This window comes from Ectopseudomonas oleovorans (genome assembly GCF_029845265.1).
Taxonomy (GTDB): Bacteria; Pseudomonadota; Gammaproteobacteria; order Pseudomonadales; family Pseudomonadaceae; genus Aquipseudomonas; species Aquipseudomonas oleovorans.
Window position 1 is genome coordinate 245578 of sequence record NZ_JAOCLK010000001.1, and the last position, 17744, is coordinate 263321.

Genomic DNA, 17744 nt, shown 5'->3' on the forward strand with positions numbered 1-17744 from the left:
ACACGGATTTATGCACCCTCTGTTGCCCAGTCTCGCCGCCGCCCTCCTCTATGCCGGCGCCGCCGCTTACCAAGGCCTGCGTCTGACGCAGCGCAGCATCCCCGACAAACGCCTGCTGGCGTCGCTAGGTGTGCTCGCCTTGTGCCTGCACGGCATCAGCCTGTTCTACCAGCTGTATGACGTACACGGCCTCAACCTGGACTTCTTCAACGCAGCCAGCCTGATTGCCTGGGCGGTTATCGGCCTGATTCTGCTGGCCTGCTTGCGCATCCCGGTGGAAAACCTGCTGCTATTGCTGTTCCCGCTCGGCACACTGACCGTGCTGGCGGCCGAATTCATGCCCAGTGGCACCATCAACCCGATCAACGAGCACCCCGGCATCCTCGCCCACATCCTGTTCTCGATCATGGCTTACGGCATGCTCACCATCGCCGTGTTCCAGTCGATCCTGCTGCTGTTGCAGGACCATCAGCTCAAGCACAAGCACCCGTCCGGGCTGATCCGCAACTTTCCACCCCTGCAAACCATGGAAAGCCTGCTGTTCGGCTTTCTCTTCGCCGGCTGGCTGCTGCTGTCGCTGTCGCTGCTGTCCGGCGCGCTGTACATCGATGATCTGTTCGCTCAGCACCTGGCGCACAAGACCTTCCTGTCCTGCTTCGCCTGGGTGGTTTTCGCTGTGCTGCTGTGGGGGCGCCACCAGCTCGGCTGGCGCGGGCACAAGGCCATTCGCTGGACCCTCGCCGGGTTCTGTCTGCTGATGCTGGCCTATTTCGGCAGCAAGCTGGTACGCGAATTCATCCTGCACATCTGAGGCAGACGTCATGGACGACATACATTCGAGCTACCTGCTCGGCCTGTTGTTTTTCCTCATCCTCTGCTCGGCGTTCTTCTCCAGCTCCGAGACCGGCCTGCTCAGCCTCAACCGCTACCGGCTCAAGCATCTGGCCAAGGAGGGCCACAAGGGCGCCAAGCGCGTCACCCGCCTGCTGGATCGCCCGGATCGCCTGCTCGGCACCATCCTGGTCGGCAACAACGTGGTCAACATCCTCGCCGCTTCCATCGCCACAGTGCTGGCGGTGGACATGTGGGGTGAGGCCGGTATCGCCATCGCCACCGCAGGCCTGACCATCATCGTACTGATCTTCGGCGAGATTACGCCCAAGACCCTGGCCGCGCTACGCCCGGAACTGGTGGCCTTCCCTGCCAGCCGCGTACTGAGCCTGCTGTTACGCCTGCTCTACCCGGTGGTCTGGCTGACCAGCGTGATCAGCAACGGCCTGCTGCGCCTGTTCGGCATCGACCCGACGCAGCGCGTCAGCGACAGTCTGTCCACCGAGGAACTGCGCAGCGTGGTGCGTGAGTCCGGCTCAGAACTGCCGACGAACCGCCAGAGCATGCTGCTGAGCATCCTCGACCTCGAACGGGTGACGGTGGACGACATCATGATCCCGCGCAACGAGGTGGCCGGCATCGACCTGGACGACGACCTGGAAATCATCATCGGTCAGTTGCGTAGCACCTCTCACACGCGCCTGCCGGTGTTTCGTGGCGACATCAATCAGATCGAAGGCGTGGTGCACATGCGCCAGATCGCCCGCCTGCTGAGCCACAACCAGTTGACCAAGGACAGCTTGCTGGCAGCCTGCAACGAGCCCTATTTCATCCCGGAAAACACGCCGCTGGCGACCCAGCTGATCAATTTCCAGAAGCAGAAGCGGCGCATCGGCATCGTCGTCGACGAGTATGGCGAGGTGATCGGCATCGTCACCCTGGAAGATATCCTCGAAGAGATCGTCGGCGACTTCAGCAACCAGGACAGCCTGCGCAGCCCCGACATTCATCCGCAAGAAGACGGCACGCTGGTCATCGACGGCGCCGCCTACATTCGCGAAGTGAACAAGACTCTCGGCTGGCATCTGCCCAGCGATGGTCCCAAGACCCTCAATGGCCTGATCACCGAAGCCCTGGAGACCATCCCTGACAGCAGCGTCTGCCTGAAGATCGGCCCCTATCGCCTGGAGATCCTGCAGGCGGCGGACAACCGGGTGAAGAGCGTCCGCGTGTGGCAGGTGAAAAAGGTCAAACCGGACGCTGCAACGACGGAGTGAGACGCTCGGCCAGGCCATCGGCCCAGCGTCGGTAGCCCATTGCCGATGGGTGATAGCCATCCTCGGCCAGGTAATGCGCTTCGAACGGCAGGTCCAGCCGGCAATGCAATGCGCCAAGGCGTTGCGCCAGGCCCTGCAACTCAGCATCCAGCAAGCGGGCCCGCCAGCCCATCAACTGCCGCAGCAACCAGGGCAAGGCGCTGAAGTGCTGCAACGGCGGTACGCCGCTGAATGCCACGTGACAGCCCTGCTCGCCCAGCGCAGCGGCCATCCCGGCCAGTGACTGCAGCCAACGCTTGCTCGGTGTCAGGTGGGTGGTGTCATTGACGCCGAACACCAGCAGCGCCAGGTCCGCGGGCTCCATCAATGCCTGCGGTAACAGGCGTTCATGGGCCTCAGGCGCGGTGATGCCATTTTCGCCACAGGCGCGCCAGCGCACCGGTCGCCCCAGGCGCTCAGCCAGGGCGGCGGCCAGGCAACTTGCCAGCGATTGATCGAAGTGGGTGACCCCAACGCCTGCCACGGTCGACTCACCGATCAACAGCAGGTGCAGCGGCTCACCCGGAAGATGCGCAGCGGCGACACCGCTCGGCTCGCCCTGCGCAACCGGCAGGCGCAAGGCGGTGCGCCGGGTGTTCAGGGCCAGAGGCAGCGCCAGTGGCAGCAATGGCACAGTTGCCAGCCACCACAGCGCATGCCGACTCACAGCTGGACGCGAACCGCTTGCGCGCTGCGCAGCGCCTTGGCACGTGCAGCCTCGATGGATTCGTCACGTGCCAGCGCCACGCCCATGCGGCGCTGGCCCTTGACTTCGGGTTTGCCGAACAGGCGCAGCGCCGTGTCTTGCTCGCTCAGCGCGGCGCCGAGGTTGGCGAAGCTGGCCTGCTGCGAATTGCCCTCCACCAGAATCACCGCCGACGCCGACGGGCCCATCTGGCGGATTGCCGGAATTGGCAGACCGAGAATGGCGCGGGCATGCAGGGCGAACTCGGACAATTCCTGGGAAATCAGCGTCACCAGACCGGTGTCGTGCGGGCGCGGCGAAACTTCGCTGAACCACACCTGATCGCCCTTGACGAACAGCTCGACACCGAACAGGCCACGGCCACCGAGTGCCTCGGTCACTGCCAGCGCCACGCGCTCGGATTCGGCCAGCGCCTTCGGGCTCATCGGTTGCGGCTGCCAGGACTCCTGGTAGTCACCGTTCTCCTGGCGGTGGCCAATCGGGGCGCAGAAGCTGGTACCACCGACATGACGCACGGTAAGCAGGGTGATTTCGTAGTCGAAATCGATGAACCCCTCGACGATCACCCGCCCCTTGCCGGCGCGGCCGCCTTCCTGAGCGTAGTCCCAGGCGCGCTGCAGGTCGGCGTCGCTTTTCAGGACGCTCTGGCCTTTGCCGGAAGAGCTCATGATCGGCTTGACCACGCAGGGGTAGCCGACGGATTTCACCGCGGCGGCGTAGTCCTCAAAGGTGTCGGAGAAATGATACGGCGAGGTGGGCAGGCCCAGCTCCTCGGCCGCCAGACGACGAATGCCTTCGCGGTTCATGGTCAGCTGTGCGGCACGTGCGGTCGGCACCACGTTGAAGCCTTCGGTTTCCAGCTCGACCAGCGTGGCCGTGGCGATCGCCTCGATCTCGGGCACGATGTAGTGCGGCTGTTCCTTTTCGATCACTGCACGCAGGGCTGCACCATCGAGCATGTCGATGACGTGGCTGCGGTGCGCCACCTGCATGGCCGGCGCATTGGCATAACGATCAACACCGATGACCTCACAGCCCAGGCGCTGCAGCTCGATCACCACTTCCTTGCCGAGTTCGCCGCAGCCACACAGCAGCACACGGGTCGCAGAAGACGACAGAGGGGTTCCAATACGGGGCATGAGTGTTCCTCGAACAGTGAATCAGGACGGAGTCAGTAAAAGACCGGAAGCGCGGGCGCGCTCCAGGCAGCGTTGCAGTACCTCGCGGCGCTCGGCATTGCCCATGCGGCCCCAACGGGTGATTTCGGCGGCGGTACGCTGACAGCCGATGCAGATATCCTGCTCATCCAGCGCGCAGACATGCACACAGGGTGAGCGCACCGGTTTTTGTACATCACTCATCGTCATCAGGCACCAGCTCACGGGAATAGCGCTGCGCATTATGAACGTAATGCGCGGCGCTGGCCTCCAGCATCTTCTTCTGCGGCTCGGTGAGCTCGCGCACCACCTTGCCCGGGCTGCCCATGACCAGGCTGCCGTCGGGAATCACCTTGCCTTCGGGAATCAGGCTGTTGGCGCCGATGATGCAGTACTTGCCGATCTTGGCGCCGTTGAGGATCACCGAGTTGATGCCGATCAGGCTGTAATCGTCCACGCTGCAGCCGTGCATCATCACGTTGTGGCCGACGGTGACGCCCTTGCCCAGCGTAAGCGGAAAGCCCATGTCGGTGTGCATGACGCTACCGTCCTGCACGTTGCTGTTCTCGCCGATATGGATCAGTTCGTTGTCGCCGCGCAACACGGCGCCGAACCAGACACTGGCGCCGGCCTCCAGGCGAACCTTGCCGATCAGGTCGGCGCTTGGTGCGACCCAGCTCTCGGGATGGGCGTCGACACGGGAGCTTCCCAGGCGGTATTTCATGCTTGTCAGTCCTCGGCGCTATCAGCGCAGGTGTATGAAGTGTTCGGGGGGCTGGTGCAGAGCGATCTGCGCATCGTCGAAGATCAGGTTGACCAACTCCACCACCATGATCGCGGTCAGGCCCCAGATGCGGTACTCGCCATAGGTGTAGGACGGCACGTACCAGCTCTGCCCTAAGTAGTCGATACGGTGGGTGACTTCGCGCGGGTCGCTGCGGAAGAACTCCAGCGGCACCGAGAATACCGAGGCGATCTCAGCGTCGTTGGGCTTGTACTCGACGTAATCCGGCACCAGCCCGACGTAGGGCGTGACCTGAATGCCGTGGCGCGACACCAGGCTGCTGAGCGGCCCAACCATCTCGACCAAACCAGGTGGCAGGCCAATTTCCTCCTCGGCCTCGCGCAGTGCGGTGTCCACCAGATCGCGGTCTTCCGGGTCACGCCGGCCACCGGGAAAGGCAACCTCGCCACTGTGGGTCGACAAACCGCTGGCGCGCAGGGTCAGCACCAGCTCAGGTTCGTCACTGCGGGTAATCGGGACCAGCACCGCCGCTTCGGGGAAGCTGCGCTCGGTCTCCAGAGGGCGCGGACTGTAACCGCGCACACGATGGAGCAACTCGTCCAGCATGGGCATACTCGGAGTCTTGTTTTGCCAGGCATCATGGCATGAAAGCACGCGGCCGCCCAACCCCGACGACAGGACAGGCCGGCCGCAATAGCGGGCTTGCCGGCCACCTCTCAGCCGGCCAAGATAACGCCAGAAAAAGAGGAACGGGCATGAAATTCTGCAGCCAGTGCGGCAACCCGGTCACCCGCATGATCCCCGCGGGCGACAATCGCATGCGCCATGTCTGCGGCCACTGCGCCACCGTGCATTACGAAAATCCGCGTATCGTTGCCGGCTGCCTGCCTGTGTGGGGCGACCAGGTGCTGCTGTGCCGCCGCGCCATCGAGCCGCGCCGCGGCTACTGGACGTTGCCGGCCGGCTTCATGGAAAACGGCGAAACAACCGAACAGGCCGCCGCCCGTGAGACCCTCGAAGAAGCCTGCGCCCGCGTACGCGACCTGAGCCTCTATACCTTCTTCGATCTGCCGCACATCAGCCAGGTGTACATGCTGTTTCGCGCCGAACTGGTCGACCTGGATTTTGCCGTCGGCGAGGAAAGCCTGGAGGTGCGATTGTTTGCAGAGAGCGAAATCCCTTGGTCAGAGCTGGCTTTCCCGACCATAGGCCGTACCTTAGAATGCTTCTTCGCCGACCGTCGGCAGAATCTCTTTCCGCTACGCAATGAGCCACTCGAAGCGCTGCGTGCCCACTACACACCCCGTTGACCCTTGCGGACGTTCCCGATGCGCTGGTTGTTGCCCCTGCTTTGCCTGACTCTCAGCTTCAACGCCCTGGCCAGCACCACGCCTGCGACCAGCCAGCAGACCGTGGACAAGGTGCTGGTGCTCAAATCCGAGCGCAAACTGCATCTGCAGCAGCGTGGCGAAACCATCAAGTCGTACCGTATTTCCCTGGGCAAGCAGCCCAATGGTGCCAAACAGCGCGAAGGCGACCTGCGCACACCGGAAGGCTTCTACTGGATCGATTGGCGCAAGCCGAGCGATAAGTACCAAATGTCGCTGCATATCTCCTACCCCAACGCACGCGATCTGGCTCGCGCCAAGGAAGCCGGGGTGCCGCCGGGCAGCATGATCATGATTCACGGCACGCCACTGGATGAGGAATATCCGGAGTGGTTCTTCCACACCCTGGACTGGACCGAGGGCTGCATCGCCATGAAGAACGACGACATGCGCGAGGTATGGAGCCTGGTCAAGGATGGGACGCTGATCGAAATCAGGCCCTGAGCCAGACACTGAATCGCCCGTTGAACCTGTAGGAGCGGCGCCCCGCCGCGAACCCGTGCCGCGCTGAGGCGAAAAGCTTCGCCCCGAGGCGGGGCTCCTACGAAGGGCTGCGTTGCAGGCCTTAGCTGAGGTGATTCAGAACTGCAGATCGGACAAGCGCCAGACATCGAAGGCCGGTGTTTCGTAAGGATGACTCTTCTTCAGTGCCTTCACGGCATCGTGGATCAACTCGTCGGCAACGACCATTTCCACCTTCCACTCGGCAACCTGCTCGACGCTGCCAACCTGACCGATAAACGGCTGGCTACCTTCCAGAGCGCGGAACTGACCTTGGCCCAACACCTGCCAGCAGCAGTTGTCGTACCGCCCGATGCGCCCGCCGCCGGCTGCGAACACCGCCTTTTTCACCGGCTCCAGATAGGCTTCCGGCACGTAAAAACACAGTTTGTACATCAAGTTCTCCGCAGATGGGCAACCGAACAACAGACAAGCCATGACGCCAATATGATGTCATTGCGCCATGAAGTTGTCTTGAGATCGCCCGCACAAATCCATACGCAGCATTAAAACGATTCGTTGCTTTCGACTCAGGCAAAGGGCGTGGCGTTCTCAGCGACCGCTGAAAAAGCGCCGCCATTTGTCGGCCAGACCGGTGGTCGGCGGGCTGTGACTGCCATCGCAGTAGGGCAGGTTTGCGGATCGGCTACAGCGGCATAGCAGCAGACGCTGCTCGCGCTCGGGCTGCAGAATCAGAGACTGGACGCAGTCGGGTGTGCAGTTCGGCATGTCGGGCGAATGCCCGCAGCGGCATAGATGATGAGTTTCGCCAGGCCTGACTAGGCGAACTTCGGGGAGGATGGGGAGAGGATCATCGGCCATGGCTGGGCCTGTGTAGCCTGGATGAAATCCGGGTGACGGTGTGGCAACGGTTATCCCGGATTGCATCCGGGTTACGCGCTCCACGATCGGCTCCCTCTCCCATTTATTGGGGGCACGCCTAGTGGAGAGGGCTGGGGAGAGGGTTCGGCGTTCGCTATACACCGGTGCCAGCTCAAGCTGGATCGGAGCGCGGCCGCTTTGGCCCTCTCCCGCCCTTCGGGCACCCCGCTCCGCGCCCCGGCTTGATCGCTTCGCGATCAGGCGCTCATCGGCGCAGGAAGCAGTGCTTCCAAAGCGCGCCTCTTCGCCCCATAAATGGGAGAGGGTCGTCAGAAGACTGGTGCGCGGCCGCTTTCCCTCTCCCGCCCTTCGGGCACCCTCTCCCGCAAGCGGGAGAGGGTTAGCAGAGGGCCGCTACGCGACCGCTTTTAGTCCACCCACACTCGGGCGTTGCGGAACATGCGCATCCAGCCGCCGTCTTCCTGCCACTCGTCCGGGCGCCAGGAGTTCTGTACGGCGCGAAATACCCGCTCCGGGTGCGGCATCATGATGGTCACGCGGCCGTCGCGGCTGGTCAGGCCGGTAATGCCACGCGGCGAACCGTTGGGGTTGGCCGGGTAGGCTTCAGTGACCTTGCCGTGGTTATCGACGTAGCGCAGGGCCACGGTGCCGGACAGATCCGCCTCCAGCAGCGCCTCCTCGCTCTCGAACTCGGCATGACCCTCGCCGTGAGCGATGGCGATCGGCATGCGCGAACCGGCCATGCCCTGCAGGAAGATCGACGCCGACTCCTGAATCTGCACCATGGCCACGCGCGCTTCGAACTGCTCGGAGCGGTTGCGCACGAAGTGCGGCCAGAACTCGGTACCCGGGATCAGCTCGTGCAGGTTGCTCATCATCTGGCAGCCGTTGCACACGCCGAGGGCGAAGCTGTCGCGCCGCTCGAAGAAACCCTGGAAGGCATCGCGGGCGCGAGCGTTGAACAGCACCGACTTGGCCCAGCCTTCACCGGCGCCGAGCACGTCGCCGTAGGAGAAACCGCCGCATGCCACCAGACCTTTGAACTCTTCAAGGCTGACGCGGCCGGCGAGGATATCGCTCATGTGCACGTCGATGGCGGAGAAGCCGGCGCGGTCGAACGCGGCGGCCATTTCCACCTGGCCATTGACGCCCTGCTCGCGCAGGATCGCCACTTGCGGACGCACGCCCTTCTTGATGTAGGGCGCAGCAATGTCCTGATTGACGTCGAAGCCGAGCTTGACCGAAAGGCCGGGGTTGTCTTCTTCCAGTAGCAGGTCGAATTCCTGATCGGCCCCCTGGGCGTTGTCGCGCAGACGCTGGATGCGATAGCTGGTCTCGGCCCACTGACGCTGCAGCAGACGACGATCACCAGCGAACACCGGCTCGCCATTGAAGCTGATGCTGACGTCGCTGTTGTTCACGGCCTGACCGATCACGGCCACGCAGTCGTCCAGACCGGCAGCGCTGAACTGCGCCAGCACTTCTGGCGTGGCGTCCTGGCGTACCTGGATCACCGCACCCAGCTCTTCGTTGAACAGCACGGCTGGAAGCTCGGAGCTGTCATCAGCCAGCGCGTCGAGGTTCAGCGACAGACCGCAATGACCAGCGAAGGCCATTTCCAGCACGGTGGTCAGCAGACCGCCGTCGGAACGGTCGTGGTAAGCCAGCAGGTGGCCGTCGGCATTCAGGCCCTGGATCACGGCGAAGAAGGCCTTGAGGTCTTCGGCGTCGTCGAGGTCCGGCACCTGCTGGCCGATCTGCGCATAGACCTGCGCCAGGATCGAGGCGCCCATGCGGTTCTGGCCGCGACCGAGGTCGATCAGAATCAGGTCGGTCTCGCCCTTGTCCATACGCAGTTGCGGAGTCAGGGTCTGGCGGATGTCCTGCACCGGAGCAAAACCGGTGATCACCAGCGACAGCGGCGAAGTCACGCTCTTGTCGACGCCTTCGTCCTGCCAGCGGGTTTTCATGGACATGGAGTCCTTGCCCACCGGAATGGTGATGCCCAGTGCCGGGCACAGCTCCATGCCGACTGCCTTGACGGTGTCATAGAGGCGGGCGTCTTCTCCGGGGTGGCCGGCAGCGGCCATCCAGTTGGCCGACAGTTTGATGTCGGAGATTTTCTCGATGCGTGCAGCGGCCAGGTTGGTAATGGTCTCACCCACCGCCATGCGGCCGGAGGCCGGTGCGTCGAGCAGCGCCAGCGGCGTGCGCTCGCCCATGGCCATGGCTTCGCCGGTGTAGACGTCAAAGCTGGTGGCGGTCACGGCGCAATCGGCCACCGGTACCTGCCACGGGCCGACCATCTGGTCGCGAGCAACCAGACCGGTAATGGTGCGGTCGCCGATGGTGATCAGGAAGCTCTTGCTGGCCACGGCCGGGTGATGCAGCACACGACCCAGGGCTTCTTCGATATCGACGCTGGCGGCGCTGAAATCATCACCCCGCTCGGCTTCGCGGCTGACACTACGGTGCATGCGCGGCGGTTTGCCCAGCAGCACTTCCAGCGGCATGTCCACCGGGGTGTTGCTGAAGTGGCTGTCGGTGACGGTCAGGTGCGGCTCTGCAGTGGCCTCGCCGACCACGGCGAAGGGGCAACGCTCGCGTTCGCAGATGGCTTGGAAGCGCTCGAAGTCGGCCGCATCGACGGACAGCACGTAACGCTCCTGCGACTCGTTGCACCAGATTTCGTGCGGAGCCATACCCGGTTCATCGTTGGGCACGTTACGCAGCTCGAAACGGCCACCGCGACCACCGTCGTTGATCAGCTCCGGCAGGGCATTGGAGATACCACCGGCGCCGACGTCGTGGATGAACTTGATCGGATTGGCCTCGCCCAACTGCCAGCAGCGGTCGATGACCTCCTGGCAACGGCGTTCCATTTCCGGGTTCTCGCGCTGCACCGAGGCAAAATCCAGATCGGCCGAGCTGGCACCGGTGGCCATCGACGAAGCAGCGCCGCCGCCCAGGCCGATGAGCATGGCCGGGCCACCGAGCACGATCAGTTTGGCACCGACGGAAATCTCGCCCTTCTGTACGTGGTTCTCGCGGATGTTGCCGAGACCGCCGGCGAGCATGATCGGCTTGTGGTAGCCACGTACTTCCTCACCGCGCGGGCTGCTGACCGCCTGTTCGAAGGTGCGGAAGTAACCGTTGAGCGCCGGGCGACCGAACTCGTTGTTGAACGCGGCGGCGCCCAGCGGGCCTTCGATCATGATATCCAGCGCGCTGACGATGCGCTCGGGCTTGCCGTAGGGCTTTTCCCAAGGCTGAAGGAAATCGGGGATGTTCAGGTTGGAGACCGAGAAGCCGGTCAGGCCGGCCTTGGGCTTGGCGCCACGACCGGTGGCGCCTTCGTCGCGAATCTCGCCGCCGGAGCCGGTGGCGGCGCCGGGGAACGGGGCGATGGCAGTCGGGTGGTTGTGCGTCTCGACCTTCATCAGGATGTGCACCGGCTCCTGCACCGCGCCGTACTGGCGGGTTTCAGGATTGGGGAAGAAGCGCCCGGCGGTGTGGCCTTTGATCACCGAGGCATTGTCCTTGTAGGCGGACAGCACGCCTTCGCTGTGCATCTGGTAGGTGTTCTTGATCATGCCGAACAGCGACTTGTCCTGGCTCTCGCCGTCGATGTCCCAGCTGGCATTGAAGATCTTGTGGCGGCAGTGCTCGGAGTTGGCCTGGGCGAACATCATCAGCTCGATGTCGTGCGGATTGCGCCCCAGGTCATTGAAGCTCTTCACCAGGTAGTCGATTTCGTCCTCGGCCAGGGCCAGGCCCAGATCCAGGTTGGCCTGTTCCAGCGCGGCGCGGCCACCGCCGAGCACGTCCACGGCGGTCAGCGGCTTGGGCTCGGCATGACTGAACAGCGCGGCGGCGTCCTCGAGGGCATTCAGAACAAGCTGGGTCATGCGGTCGTGCAGCAGGCTGGCGACGGCAGTGCTGTCGGCTTCGCTCAGTTCGCCGCTGACGTAATAGGCGATACCACGTTCCAGACGCTGAACCTTGGCCAGGCCACAGTTACGGGCAATGTCGCTGGCCTTGCTCGACCAGGGCGAAATGGTGCCGAAACGCGGAATGGTCAGGAACAGCTTGCCGCTGGGCTCCTGCACCGGCACGCTCGGGCCGTACTTGAGCAGGCGGGCCAGCACTTGCTCCTCATCGGCGTCGAGTACGCCGGTGACATCGGCGAAATGCGCGAACTCGGCGTACAGCCCGGTCACGGCCGGCACCTTGCTGGTCAGTTGCTCGAGCAATTTGCCATGGCGGAAAGCGGAAAGGGCGGGAGCGCCGCGCAGAATCAACATCGTCGGGACAGCCTCTGGGCAAGAGTGTGTACTTGGAGGCCGTGCATTCTAGCCTAAAGCCGCGCTCGCAGCACCCGTACCGGATGCTTTCGAGACGGGCGAGCGCTAGCAGAGAAGCGCTGCGCTGTCGAGATATGGCGCCGCCTGCGCTTTGCGTATACTGCGCCGATGTTTGCACGACCTGCGACACGCATGCGTTGCGCCACAGGGCTGTTGGCGATTGGCACCCTCCTGATGCTTGCTGGCTGTGGCGAAGACCCCAAGCCCAGCGTACTCGAGCAGGTAAAGGCGGAGGGTGAGCTGCGCGTGGTTACTCGCAACAGTCCCGCCACCTACTTCCAGGATCGCAACGGCGCCACCGGTTTCGAATACGAACTGGCCAAACGCTTCGCCACCGATCTGGGCCTGGAACTGAAGATCGAAACTGCCGACAACCTCGACAGCCTGTTTTCCAGCCTGGCTCGCAGCGACGGCCCGGTCATGGCTGCCGCCGGCCTCGTCGACACACCCCTGCGCCTGCGCCAGGCGCGCTTCTCGATTCCGTACCTGGAAGTGACTCCGCAGATCATCTATCGCCAGGGCGAAAGCCGCCCGACCAAGCCTGAAGATCTGATTGGCAAACGCATTCTGGTGCTCGCCGGCAGCAGCCATGCCGAACAGCTGGAAGCGCTCAAGCTGGAGCAGCCGCAGCTGGCGTTCGAGGTGTCTGACGCGGTGGAAGTGGTCGACCTGCTGCGCATGGTCGACGAAGGGCAGATCGACCTGACCCTGGTCGACTCCAACGAGCTGGCGATGAACCAAGTGTATTTCCCCAACGTGCGCGTAGCCTTCGACCTGGGCGATACCAACAGCATGCGCTGGGCCGTGGCCGCTGGCGAAGATGACAGCCTGTTGCAGGAAATCAATGCCTTTCTTGAGCGCGCCGAAGCCAATGGCACCCTGCAGCGCCTGAAAGAGCGCTACTACGGCCATGTCGACGTACTCGGCTATGTCGGCGCCTACACCTTTGCCCAACACCTGCAACAGCGCCTGCCGCGCTACGAGAAGATGTTCCGCCAGGCCGGTCAGGCCAATCAGGTGGACTGGCGCCTGCTGGCTGCCATGGGCTATCAGGAGTCGCTGTGGCAACCCAATGCCACCTCCAAGACCGGCGTGCGTGGCCTGATGATGCTCACTCAACGCACCGCGCAGTCGGTCGGCGTCTCCAATCGCCTCGACCCCAAGCAGAGCATCGACGGCGGTGCCCGCTACTTCGTGCAGATTCATCAGCAACTGCCTGAAGGCATTCAGGAGCCGGATCGCACCTGGTTCGCCCTGGCTGCCTACAACGTTGGCGGTGGTCACCTGGAAGACGCACGCAAGCTGACCGAGGCCGAAGGCCTGGACCCGAACAAATGGGCCGATGTGCAGAAGATCCTGCCGCGTTTGGCGCAAAAGCAGTGGTACAGCAAGACCCGTTACGGCTATGCGCGTGGCGGTGAGCCGGTGCATTTCGTGCGCAACATCCGCCGCTACTACGACATCCTGACCTGGGTGACCCAGCCGCAACTGGAAGGCACGCAAGTGGCTGAAAGCGGCGCTCACCTGCCCGGCATCGACAAGCGTAAACCCGAAGAAGAACAAACCCCGCCCTTGTAGGGTGCGCCACTCGCACCAAGTGGCAAGACGCAATCCTGGCAGAGGTTCGACAGCCCGCATTTGCCCCGGATTGCATCCGGGCTACGTCACTCAGGCGCGCCGAGCCTTGAAGAACGCTTTCAACAGCGCCCCGCTCTCTTCGGCCAGCAAGCCCCCTTCCACCTGCACGCGGTGGTTGAGAAAAGCCTGATCGAAGAACTGCCCCTGACTGATCGCCACCCCCGCACGCGGCTCGCTGGCGGCGAACACCACGCGGGCGATCCGCGCATGCACGATCAAACCTGCGCACATGCTGCAGGGTTCCAGGGTGACGTACAGGGTGCTGCCGGGCAGTCGATAGTTCTGCACGCTTTGCGCCGCCGCACGGATCGCCACCATCTCGGCATGGGCGCTGGGGTCGTGACGCAAAATCGGGCAGTTGAACCCCTGCCCCACCACCTCACCGCCCTGCACCAGCACGGCACCGACCGGCACCTCGCCCTGCTCAGCCCCCAGATGCGCCTGCGCCAGCGCCAGGCGCATGAAGTGCTCGTCACGCGAGCGGTCGATGATCTGCGGTCGTTTCATTGCAACAATCCATAGGGTGCCGGCGAAAAACGGCGCCTACCCTACACCACTTCGATGGCCGCCATCAGCCCCGTTTCCATATGGTCGATGACGTGGCAGTGGAACATCCACACACCGGGATTGTCGGCGACGAAGGCGATGCGCGCCGTCTCGTTCTTGCCCAACAGGTAGGTGTCGGTGAAGTAGGGAATGATTTTGCGTCGATCCGAGCTCAGCACCTTGAAGGTCATGCCGTGCAGGTGAATCGGGTGCTGGTACTGCGCCATGTTGCGGAGCACGAAGATGTAGTGGCCATCCTTCTTCAGCGTGGCAATCGGGCGCTCGGCACAGGTTTTGTCATTGATATCCCAGGCCTGACCGTTGATCTGCCAATACTTGTAACTGCCGCCACGCTCAACGTTACCGGACAGCATCGCCGCCCACTCGAAGTTGAAACGCAGCGTTTCGGCGCGCGCCAGATCCGGCTCGGCAATCGGGTTGGCCGGCAGGGGCGGCGGCCAGCTTCCCGTCGTTTCGCCAGTGGCTACACCCTTGAGCGTCGCCAGACGCAGCGGCCCATTGCGCAGCGACAACGCTTCACCGGCTGCCGGCACCCTCAGCGCCAGATCGATGCGCATGCCCGGCCCCAGCCAGTATTCCTTGCCCAAGGGGCGCGGCTGCACCGGATTACCGTCCAGCGCATAGATGCGCGCCTCTCCACCCGGCAAATTGAGCCGATAGGTCACGGTGTTGTCGACATTGATCAGACGCAGACGCACCACCTGCCCTGCCGGCAACTCGAGAGTCGGACTGGGTTCACCGTTGATGGTAGTCAAGCGCCCACGCGTACCCTCACGCGCCGCCTGACGCGGCACCAGAAACTCGGTGAAGGCACCCCGCTCATCGATATGCCAGGTCTTCAGACTCAACGTGCGCTCATGGCCAAAGCCGCTCGGCTCGCGCTCCTCGACGATCAACGGCCCGACCAGGCCGCGTCCCAATTGCTCGGCGCTGGTGGTATGCGGGTGATACCAGAAGCTGCCAGCATCGTGGCAGATGAAGTCGTAATCGAAGTACTCGCCCGGCAGCACCGGTGCCTGGGAGACATAGGGCACGCCGTCCATTTCCAGCGGTAGACGAATGCCGTGCCAATGGATGGTGCTCTGTACATCCAGCTTGTTGATGAAGCGCACCCGCAAACGCTCACCCTGCCGACAGCGCAATTCGACACCTGGCGCCTGTCCGCCATAAGCCCAGGCCGGCGTCACCTGCCCCGGCACCAGCTCCAGATCAAGCGGCGCAGCGATCAGCTCATAGTCGTGAGTCGCCACATTTTCCGGGCGCCCCAGCCAGTAACGCACGCCACCGGCGCCCAGGCCGGCAACACCGAGGCCACCCAGGCCGGCGAGCACTTGTCTGCGGGTAAACGACATTTTCATCCTCGGCAACCTGTAGCCATACTCAATTGCGGTATCTTCTCATTTTCATCACTTGAAAAACGAGTCCGCAAACAGAGACGGGTTGCCGCAGCACCGATCTGCAGGCATGAAAGAACCGGCCTAAGCCGGTTTCTTCATACAACGCCGGGGATCACTCCCACTCGATCATCAACAAGCCGCCCGAGCCCGCTTGGCTAAAGGGATAGGCTGAAATTGAAATGAGCCTTACCGTCACCTCTACCGTCAATCGCGCAGAGCTTTTACTGACGCGGGGGATAGATCGATTTGCGGGGCGACGGATCTGACAACACCATCATCAATCAGCCTACATATTATCCGCACCCCGCCCCCGAGACGAGCCCGAACATGCCGTCGCCGAATCAGGGGCCGAGGAGTTACCCGTCTTCAATCTCACCTACGCCACAGTAGGTTGCCATCCTGAAACCCTCGGGCTAGAGTGCGCCCGTCGTGGTAAGTCCCACGACCGAGCGTGACAACTCGTGGAGCAAGGGCGCGGCAACGCCAAAAGTGATTAGCAGGCACGCAAGTGCTGGGCTATCGCTTTTCTATGGTGGGCCGTGCGGGGCAGGCTTTTGCCTGGCCGGTTCCCTTGGTTCCCGGTTGTCACCCCCGTGCGGTCCACCACCAATCCGCGTGACAACGGTTGGTAGTGGCTCCTTAATCGAACCAAGGAGCATAAGGAATGCGCTACCCCTTTTTTACCCGAGAGCTCCGCCTTGGGCTTCAGGTTTTGCTGTTCACCTCTGATCAGGAGGTGCGCCATGGCTGAGTTCGAATCCTGCGTTGTACCTTTTCCGCTGCAGCGAAGCCCGCTGCATGAATCCGAACGATCTCCCCTAGCCTCTGAAGCTGCAGCTGAACTGCGCGGCGTCATGCTCGGTAATCTGCTGGATCAACTGGCTGAACCAGATGGGCTACAGCCGGAAGATCTGCGCGTGCGGATCGCTGCTTATTCAGCTCTGGATCTGCTCGATGAGATGGTCGTGCTTTATCGCCGCGCTCTCTCCGAAGTGCGAGGAGGTGCCAGATGAGCAAGGGTGTTATGACATGCCTACCACCTCATGATGGCCATCCAGGAGCCGAAATCATCTGGGCTGCCGACTGCAGGGAAGCGTTCAACCAGGGCGTGAAGCTGGCCCAAACTTGGCTCGACAACGCCCGCAGCGGCTGGCTCTGGGCGGTAATGATCGCCGAGCGCGACTTACTGCCATGCGCGATAGAACGGAGAGCCTTCGAAGTAGGCTTCCTCAGCCGCATCCACCAGCGCATATGCTCACCCAGGTGCTGCGGCCAGTACGCTCCCCCCCGTCCCGTGGAGCTGTAAAGCTGATGTTCGCGAGCCGGCTTTGCCGGCTTGCGCTAACTGTCGCATGTCGTCAAATTTTTGGGGCGCCCCCAAAACGCGGGCGCAATAGAACAGGCCGAGAACGGCCGATTCTGTTGAAAAAGTAGGTTCAGTGGCAGCCGGCCGGTCGGATGTGCCTGCCGTCAAAGTGGCTGCAAGCCACTTCGAGTTGCCTTTCGGCGTTTCACAGAGCTTCCTTGCCCAGGTCTGAGGGTTAACTCGAGGGTTTCCGCTCACCGCAGGCGCACCTATCCCGTGATCGGTGGCCCGTGAGGCAGCAGCTGGGCCATACGTCTCAGGTTTTGCACAGTCGCGGCCAAGGTGAATTCGTCAGTCGCACCCGTCAGCCCACGCAGTCGTAAACGGTCGAGTCTCATGATCCGTTTGAGGTGGGCGAACAGCATCTCCACCTTCTTCCGTTCGCAACGAGAGACGAGGTATTCCGGTGTCTTGGCGATGCGTCGTGCCACGTCACGGGCCGCTTCATGGATGCTCCGAGCGATCTTGCGGAATGTGGTATTGGGGCAGCACTTCGCTTTCAGCGGACAGGTGGCGCAGTCGCTTTTGCTGGAGCGGTAGATGATGGTGTTGGCCTTGCTCACCCGAGACCGTTGCTGGGTGAAGGTACGCCATTCACTGCGTAGCGGTTTGCCGACTGGGCAGCGGTATTCATTGGTCTCTGGATTCCAGTGGAAGTCGTTACTGGAGAGGCTGTCGTCCTTGCGCTCGGTCTTATCCCACACCGGCACGTGCGGCTCGATGTTCTTTTCTTCGACCATCCAGGCCAGCATCGGGGCAGTGCCATAGGCGGTATCGCCGATGAGGCGTTCCGGCGTGAGATCGAACTGCGCTTCGACACGCTCGACCATCGTCCTGGTCGAGTCGACTTCGGCGGTACGATGCGCCGGAGTCGCTACTACATCCATGATCACGCCGTGCTCGGTGTCGATCAGGTAGTTGGTGG

General features: G+C 62.8%; 18 protein-coding genes. 7 read left to right on the plus strand and 11 right to left on the minus strand.

Annotated features, from left to right (window positions below; all coding sequences use genetic code 11):
• Positions 1–10 precede the first annotated feature (10 nt).
• Positions 11–811, plus strand: coding sequence for a cytochrome C assembly family protein (locus tag N5J71_RS01310; RefSeq protein ID WP_003462716.1), 801 nt, complete (start codon positions 11–13; stop codon positions 809–811).
• A 10-nt stretch (positions 812–821) separates the two neighbouring features.
• Positions 822–2108: an HlyC/CorC family transporter gene (locus N5J71_RS01315; protein WP_279916154.1), complete on the plus strand. Its 1287-nt coding sequence runs from the start codon at positions 822–824 to the stop codon at positions 2106–2108.
• On the opposite strand, the gene N5J71_RS01320 is transcribed toward N5J71_RS01315, so the two are convergent.
• The 5 genes from N5J71_RS01320 to N5J71_RS01340 are packed head-to-tail and all read right to left on the minus strand — an operon-like array spanning position 2080 to position 5361.
• On the minus strand, positions 2080–2814 hold the full coding sequence (locus N5J71_RS01320; protein ID WP_125873897.1) for an SGNH/GDSL hydrolase family protein: 735 nt from the start codon (positions 2812–2814) through the stop codon (positions 2080–2082). The genes N5J71_RS01315 and N5J71_RS01320 overlap by 29 nt on opposite strands.
• On the minus strand, positions 2811–3992 hold the full coding sequence (gene purT / locus N5J71_RS01325) for a formate-dependent phosphoribosylglycinamide formyltransferase (protein ID WP_084341143.1): 1182 nt from the start codon (positions 3990–3992) through the stop codon (positions 2811–2813). The genes N5J71_RS01320 and purT overlap by 4 nt, the downstream gene beginning before the upstream one ends.
• 21 nt (positions 3993–4013) lie before the next feature.
• The gene (locus N5J71_RS01330; protein ID WP_039964880.1) at positions 4014–4214 is read right to left on the minus strand and encodes a DUF1289 domain-containing protein; all 201 of its coding nucleotides are present in this window, start codon (positions 4212–4214) and stop codon (positions 4014–4016) included.
• Positions 4207–4734, minus strand: a complete 528-nt coding sequence (locus N5J71_RS01335) for a gamma carbonic anhydrase family protein (RefSeq protein ID WP_003462726.1) — start codon at positions 4732–4734, stop codon at positions 4207–4209. Before N5J71_RS01335 ends, N5J71_RS01330 begins: the two co-directional genes overlap by 8 nt.
• A gap of 21 nt (positions 4735–4755) precedes the next feature.
• Complete coding sequence (locus N5J71_RS01340; RefSeq protein ID WP_039964927.1) at positions 4756–5361, minus strand: CoA pyrophosphatase; 606 nt, start codon at positions 5359–5361, stop codon at positions 4756–4758.
• A 149-nt stretch (positions 5362–5510) separates the two neighbouring features.
• Here N5J71_RS01340 and N5J71_RS01345 point away from each other — a divergent pair, with 149 nt between their 5' ends.
• Positions 5511–6065: an NUDIX hydrolase gene (locus tag N5J71_RS01345; protein ID WP_003462730.1), complete on the plus strand. Its 555-nt coding sequence runs from the start codon at positions 5511–5513 to the stop codon at positions 6063–6065.
• Between the two features lie 18 nt (positions 6066–6083).
• A complete protein-coding gene (locus tag N5J71_RS01350) occupies positions 6084–6587 on the plus strand; it encodes a L,D-transpeptidase family protein (protein WP_003462732.1) in 504 nt (167 codons plus the stop codon).
• Between the two features lie 135 nt (positions 6588–6722).
• Here the strand turns inward: N5J71_RS01350 and N5J71_RS01355 are convergent, their stop codons facing one another.
• From N5J71_RS01355 to purL, 3 genes are all read right to left on the minus strand, one after another.
• Positions 6723–7040, minus strand: a complete 318-nt coding sequence (locus N5J71_RS01355; RefSeq protein WP_003462734.1) for a YqfO family protein — start codon at positions 7038–7040, stop codon at positions 6723–6725.
• Between the two features lie 156 nt (positions 7041–7196).
• A complete protein-coding gene (locus N5J71_RS22445) occupies positions 7197–7532 on the minus strand; it encodes a CDGSH iron-sulfur domain-containing protein (protein ID WP_003462736.1) in 336 nt (111 codons plus the stop codon).
• A gap of 362 nt (positions 7533–7894) precedes the next feature.
• Positions 7895–11791, minus strand: coding sequence for a phosphoribosylformylglycinamidine synthase (gene purL / locus N5J71_RS01365; protein WP_279870580.1), 3897 nt, complete (start codon positions 11789–11791; stop codon positions 7895–7897).
• Between the two features lie 168 nt (positions 11792–11959).
• On the opposite strand from purL, the gene mltF reads away from it, so the two are divergent.
• On the plus strand, positions 11960–13429 hold the full coding sequence (gene mltF / locus N5J71_RS01370; protein WP_279916155.1) for a membrane-bound lytic murein transglycosylase MltF: 1470 nt from the start codon (positions 11960–11962) through the stop codon (positions 13427–13429).
• Between the two features lie 90 nt (positions 13430–13519).
• Here mltF and tadA read toward each other — a convergent pair whose 3' ends face one another.
• Entirely contained in the window at positions 13520–13996 is a 477-nt protein-coding gene (gene tadA / locus N5J71_RS01375) for a tRNA adenosine(34) deaminase TadA (RefSeq protein ID WP_116618054.1), read from the minus strand.
• 41 nt (positions 13997–14037) lie between these two features.
• On the minus strand, positions 14038–15408 hold the full coding sequence (locus N5J71_RS01380) for a multicopper oxidase family protein (RefSeq protein ID WP_279916163.1): 1371 nt from the start codon (positions 15406–15408) through the stop codon (positions 14038–14040).
• Between the two features lie 788 nt (positions 15409–16196).
• Between N5J71_RS01380 and N5J71_RS01385 the strand changes: the two genes are divergently transcribed.
• Together N5J71_RS01385 and N5J71_RS01390 are read left to right on the plus strand one after the other, a co-directional pair.
• On the plus strand, positions 16197–16466 hold the full coding sequence (locus N5J71_RS01385) for a hypothetical protein (protein ID WP_279916156.1): 270 nt from the start codon (positions 16197–16199) through the stop codon (positions 16464–16466).
• A complete protein-coding gene (locus N5J71_RS01390) occupies positions 16463–16759 on the plus strand; it encodes a LasR-specific antiactivator QslA (RefSeq protein ID WP_341793718.1) in 297 nt (98 codons plus the stop codon). Before N5J71_RS01385 ends, N5J71_RS01390 begins: the two co-directional genes overlap by 4 nt.
• Before the next feature lie 269 nt (positions 16760–17028).
• On the opposite strand, the gene N5J71_RS01395 is transcribed toward N5J71_RS01390, so the two are convergent.
• Positions 17029–17744, minus strand: a 716-nt coding sequence (locus N5J71_RS01395; RefSeq protein WP_279916157.1) for a transposase, incomplete at its 5' end; no start/stop codon positions are given.

What these genes read in the sequence shown, in the direction of transcription:
- N5J71_RS01310 (WP_003462716.1), top strand. Translation starts at nt 11, where the DNA reads ATGCACCCTCTGTTGCCCAGTCTCGCCGCCGCCCTCCTCTATGCCGGC.
- N5J71_RS01315 (WP_279916154.1), top strand. Translation starts at nt 822, where the DNA reads ATGGACGACATACATTCGAGCTACCTGCTCGGCCTGTTGTTTTTCCTC.
- purT (WP_084341143.1), bottom strand. Translation starts at nt 3,992, where the DNA reads ATGCCCCGTATTGGAACCCCTCTGTCGTCTTCTGCGACCCGTGTGCTG.
- N5J71_RS01330 (WP_039964880.1), bottom strand. Translation starts at nt 4,214, where the DNA reads ATGAGTGATGTACAAAAACCGGTGCGCTCACCCTGTGTGCATGTCTGC.
- N5J71_RS01335 (WP_003462726.1), bottom strand. Translation starts at nt 4,734, where the DNA reads ATGAAATACCGCCTGGGAAGCTCCCGTGTCGACGCCCATCCCGAGAGC.
- N5J71_RS01340 (WP_039964927.1), bottom strand. Translation starts at nt 5,361, where the DNA reads ATGCTGGACGAGTTGCTCCATCGTGTGCGCGGTTACAGTCCGCGCCCT.
- N5J71_RS01345 (WP_003462730.1), top strand. Translation starts at nt 5,511, where the DNA reads ATGAAATTCTGCAGCCAGTGCGGCAACCCGGTCACCCGCATGATCCCC.
- N5J71_RS01350 (WP_003462732.1), top strand. Translation starts at nt 6,084, where the DNA reads ATGCGCTGGTTGTTGCCCCTGCTTTGCCTGACTCTCAGCTTCAACGCC.
- N5J71_RS01355 (WP_003462734.1), bottom strand. Translation starts at nt 7,040, where the DNA reads ATGTACAAACTGTGTTTTTACGTGCCGGAAGCCTATCTGGAGCCGGTG.
- N5J71_RS22445 (WP_003462736.1), bottom strand. Translation starts at nt 7,532, where the DNA reads ATGCAATCCGGGATAACCGTTGCCACACCGTCACCCGGATTTCATCCA.
- purL (WP_279870580.1), bottom strand. Translation starts at nt 11,791, where the DNA reads ATGTTGATTCTGCGCGGCGCTCCCGCCCTTTCCGCTTTCCGCCATGGC.
- mltF (WP_279916155.1), top strand. Translation starts at nt 11,960, where the DNA reads ATGTTTGCACGACCTGCGACACGCATGCGTTGCGCCACAGGGCTGTTG.
- tadA (WP_116618054.1), bottom strand. Translation starts at nt 13,996, where the DNA reads ATGAAACGACCGCAGATCATCGACCGCTCGCGTGACGAGCACTTCATG.
- N5J71_RS01380 (WP_279916163.1), bottom strand. Translation starts at nt 15,408, where the DNA reads ATGTCGTTTACCCGCAGACAAGTGCTCGCCGGCCTGGGTGGCCTCGGT.
- N5J71_RS01385 (WP_279916156.1), top strand. Translation starts at nt 16,197, where the DNA reads ATGGCTGAGTTCGAATCCTGCGTTGTACCTTTTCCGCTGCAGCGAAGC.
- N5J71_RS01390 (WP_341793718.1), top strand. Translation starts at nt 16,463, where the DNA reads ATGAGCAAGGGTGTTATGACATGCCTACCACCTCATGATGGCCATCCA.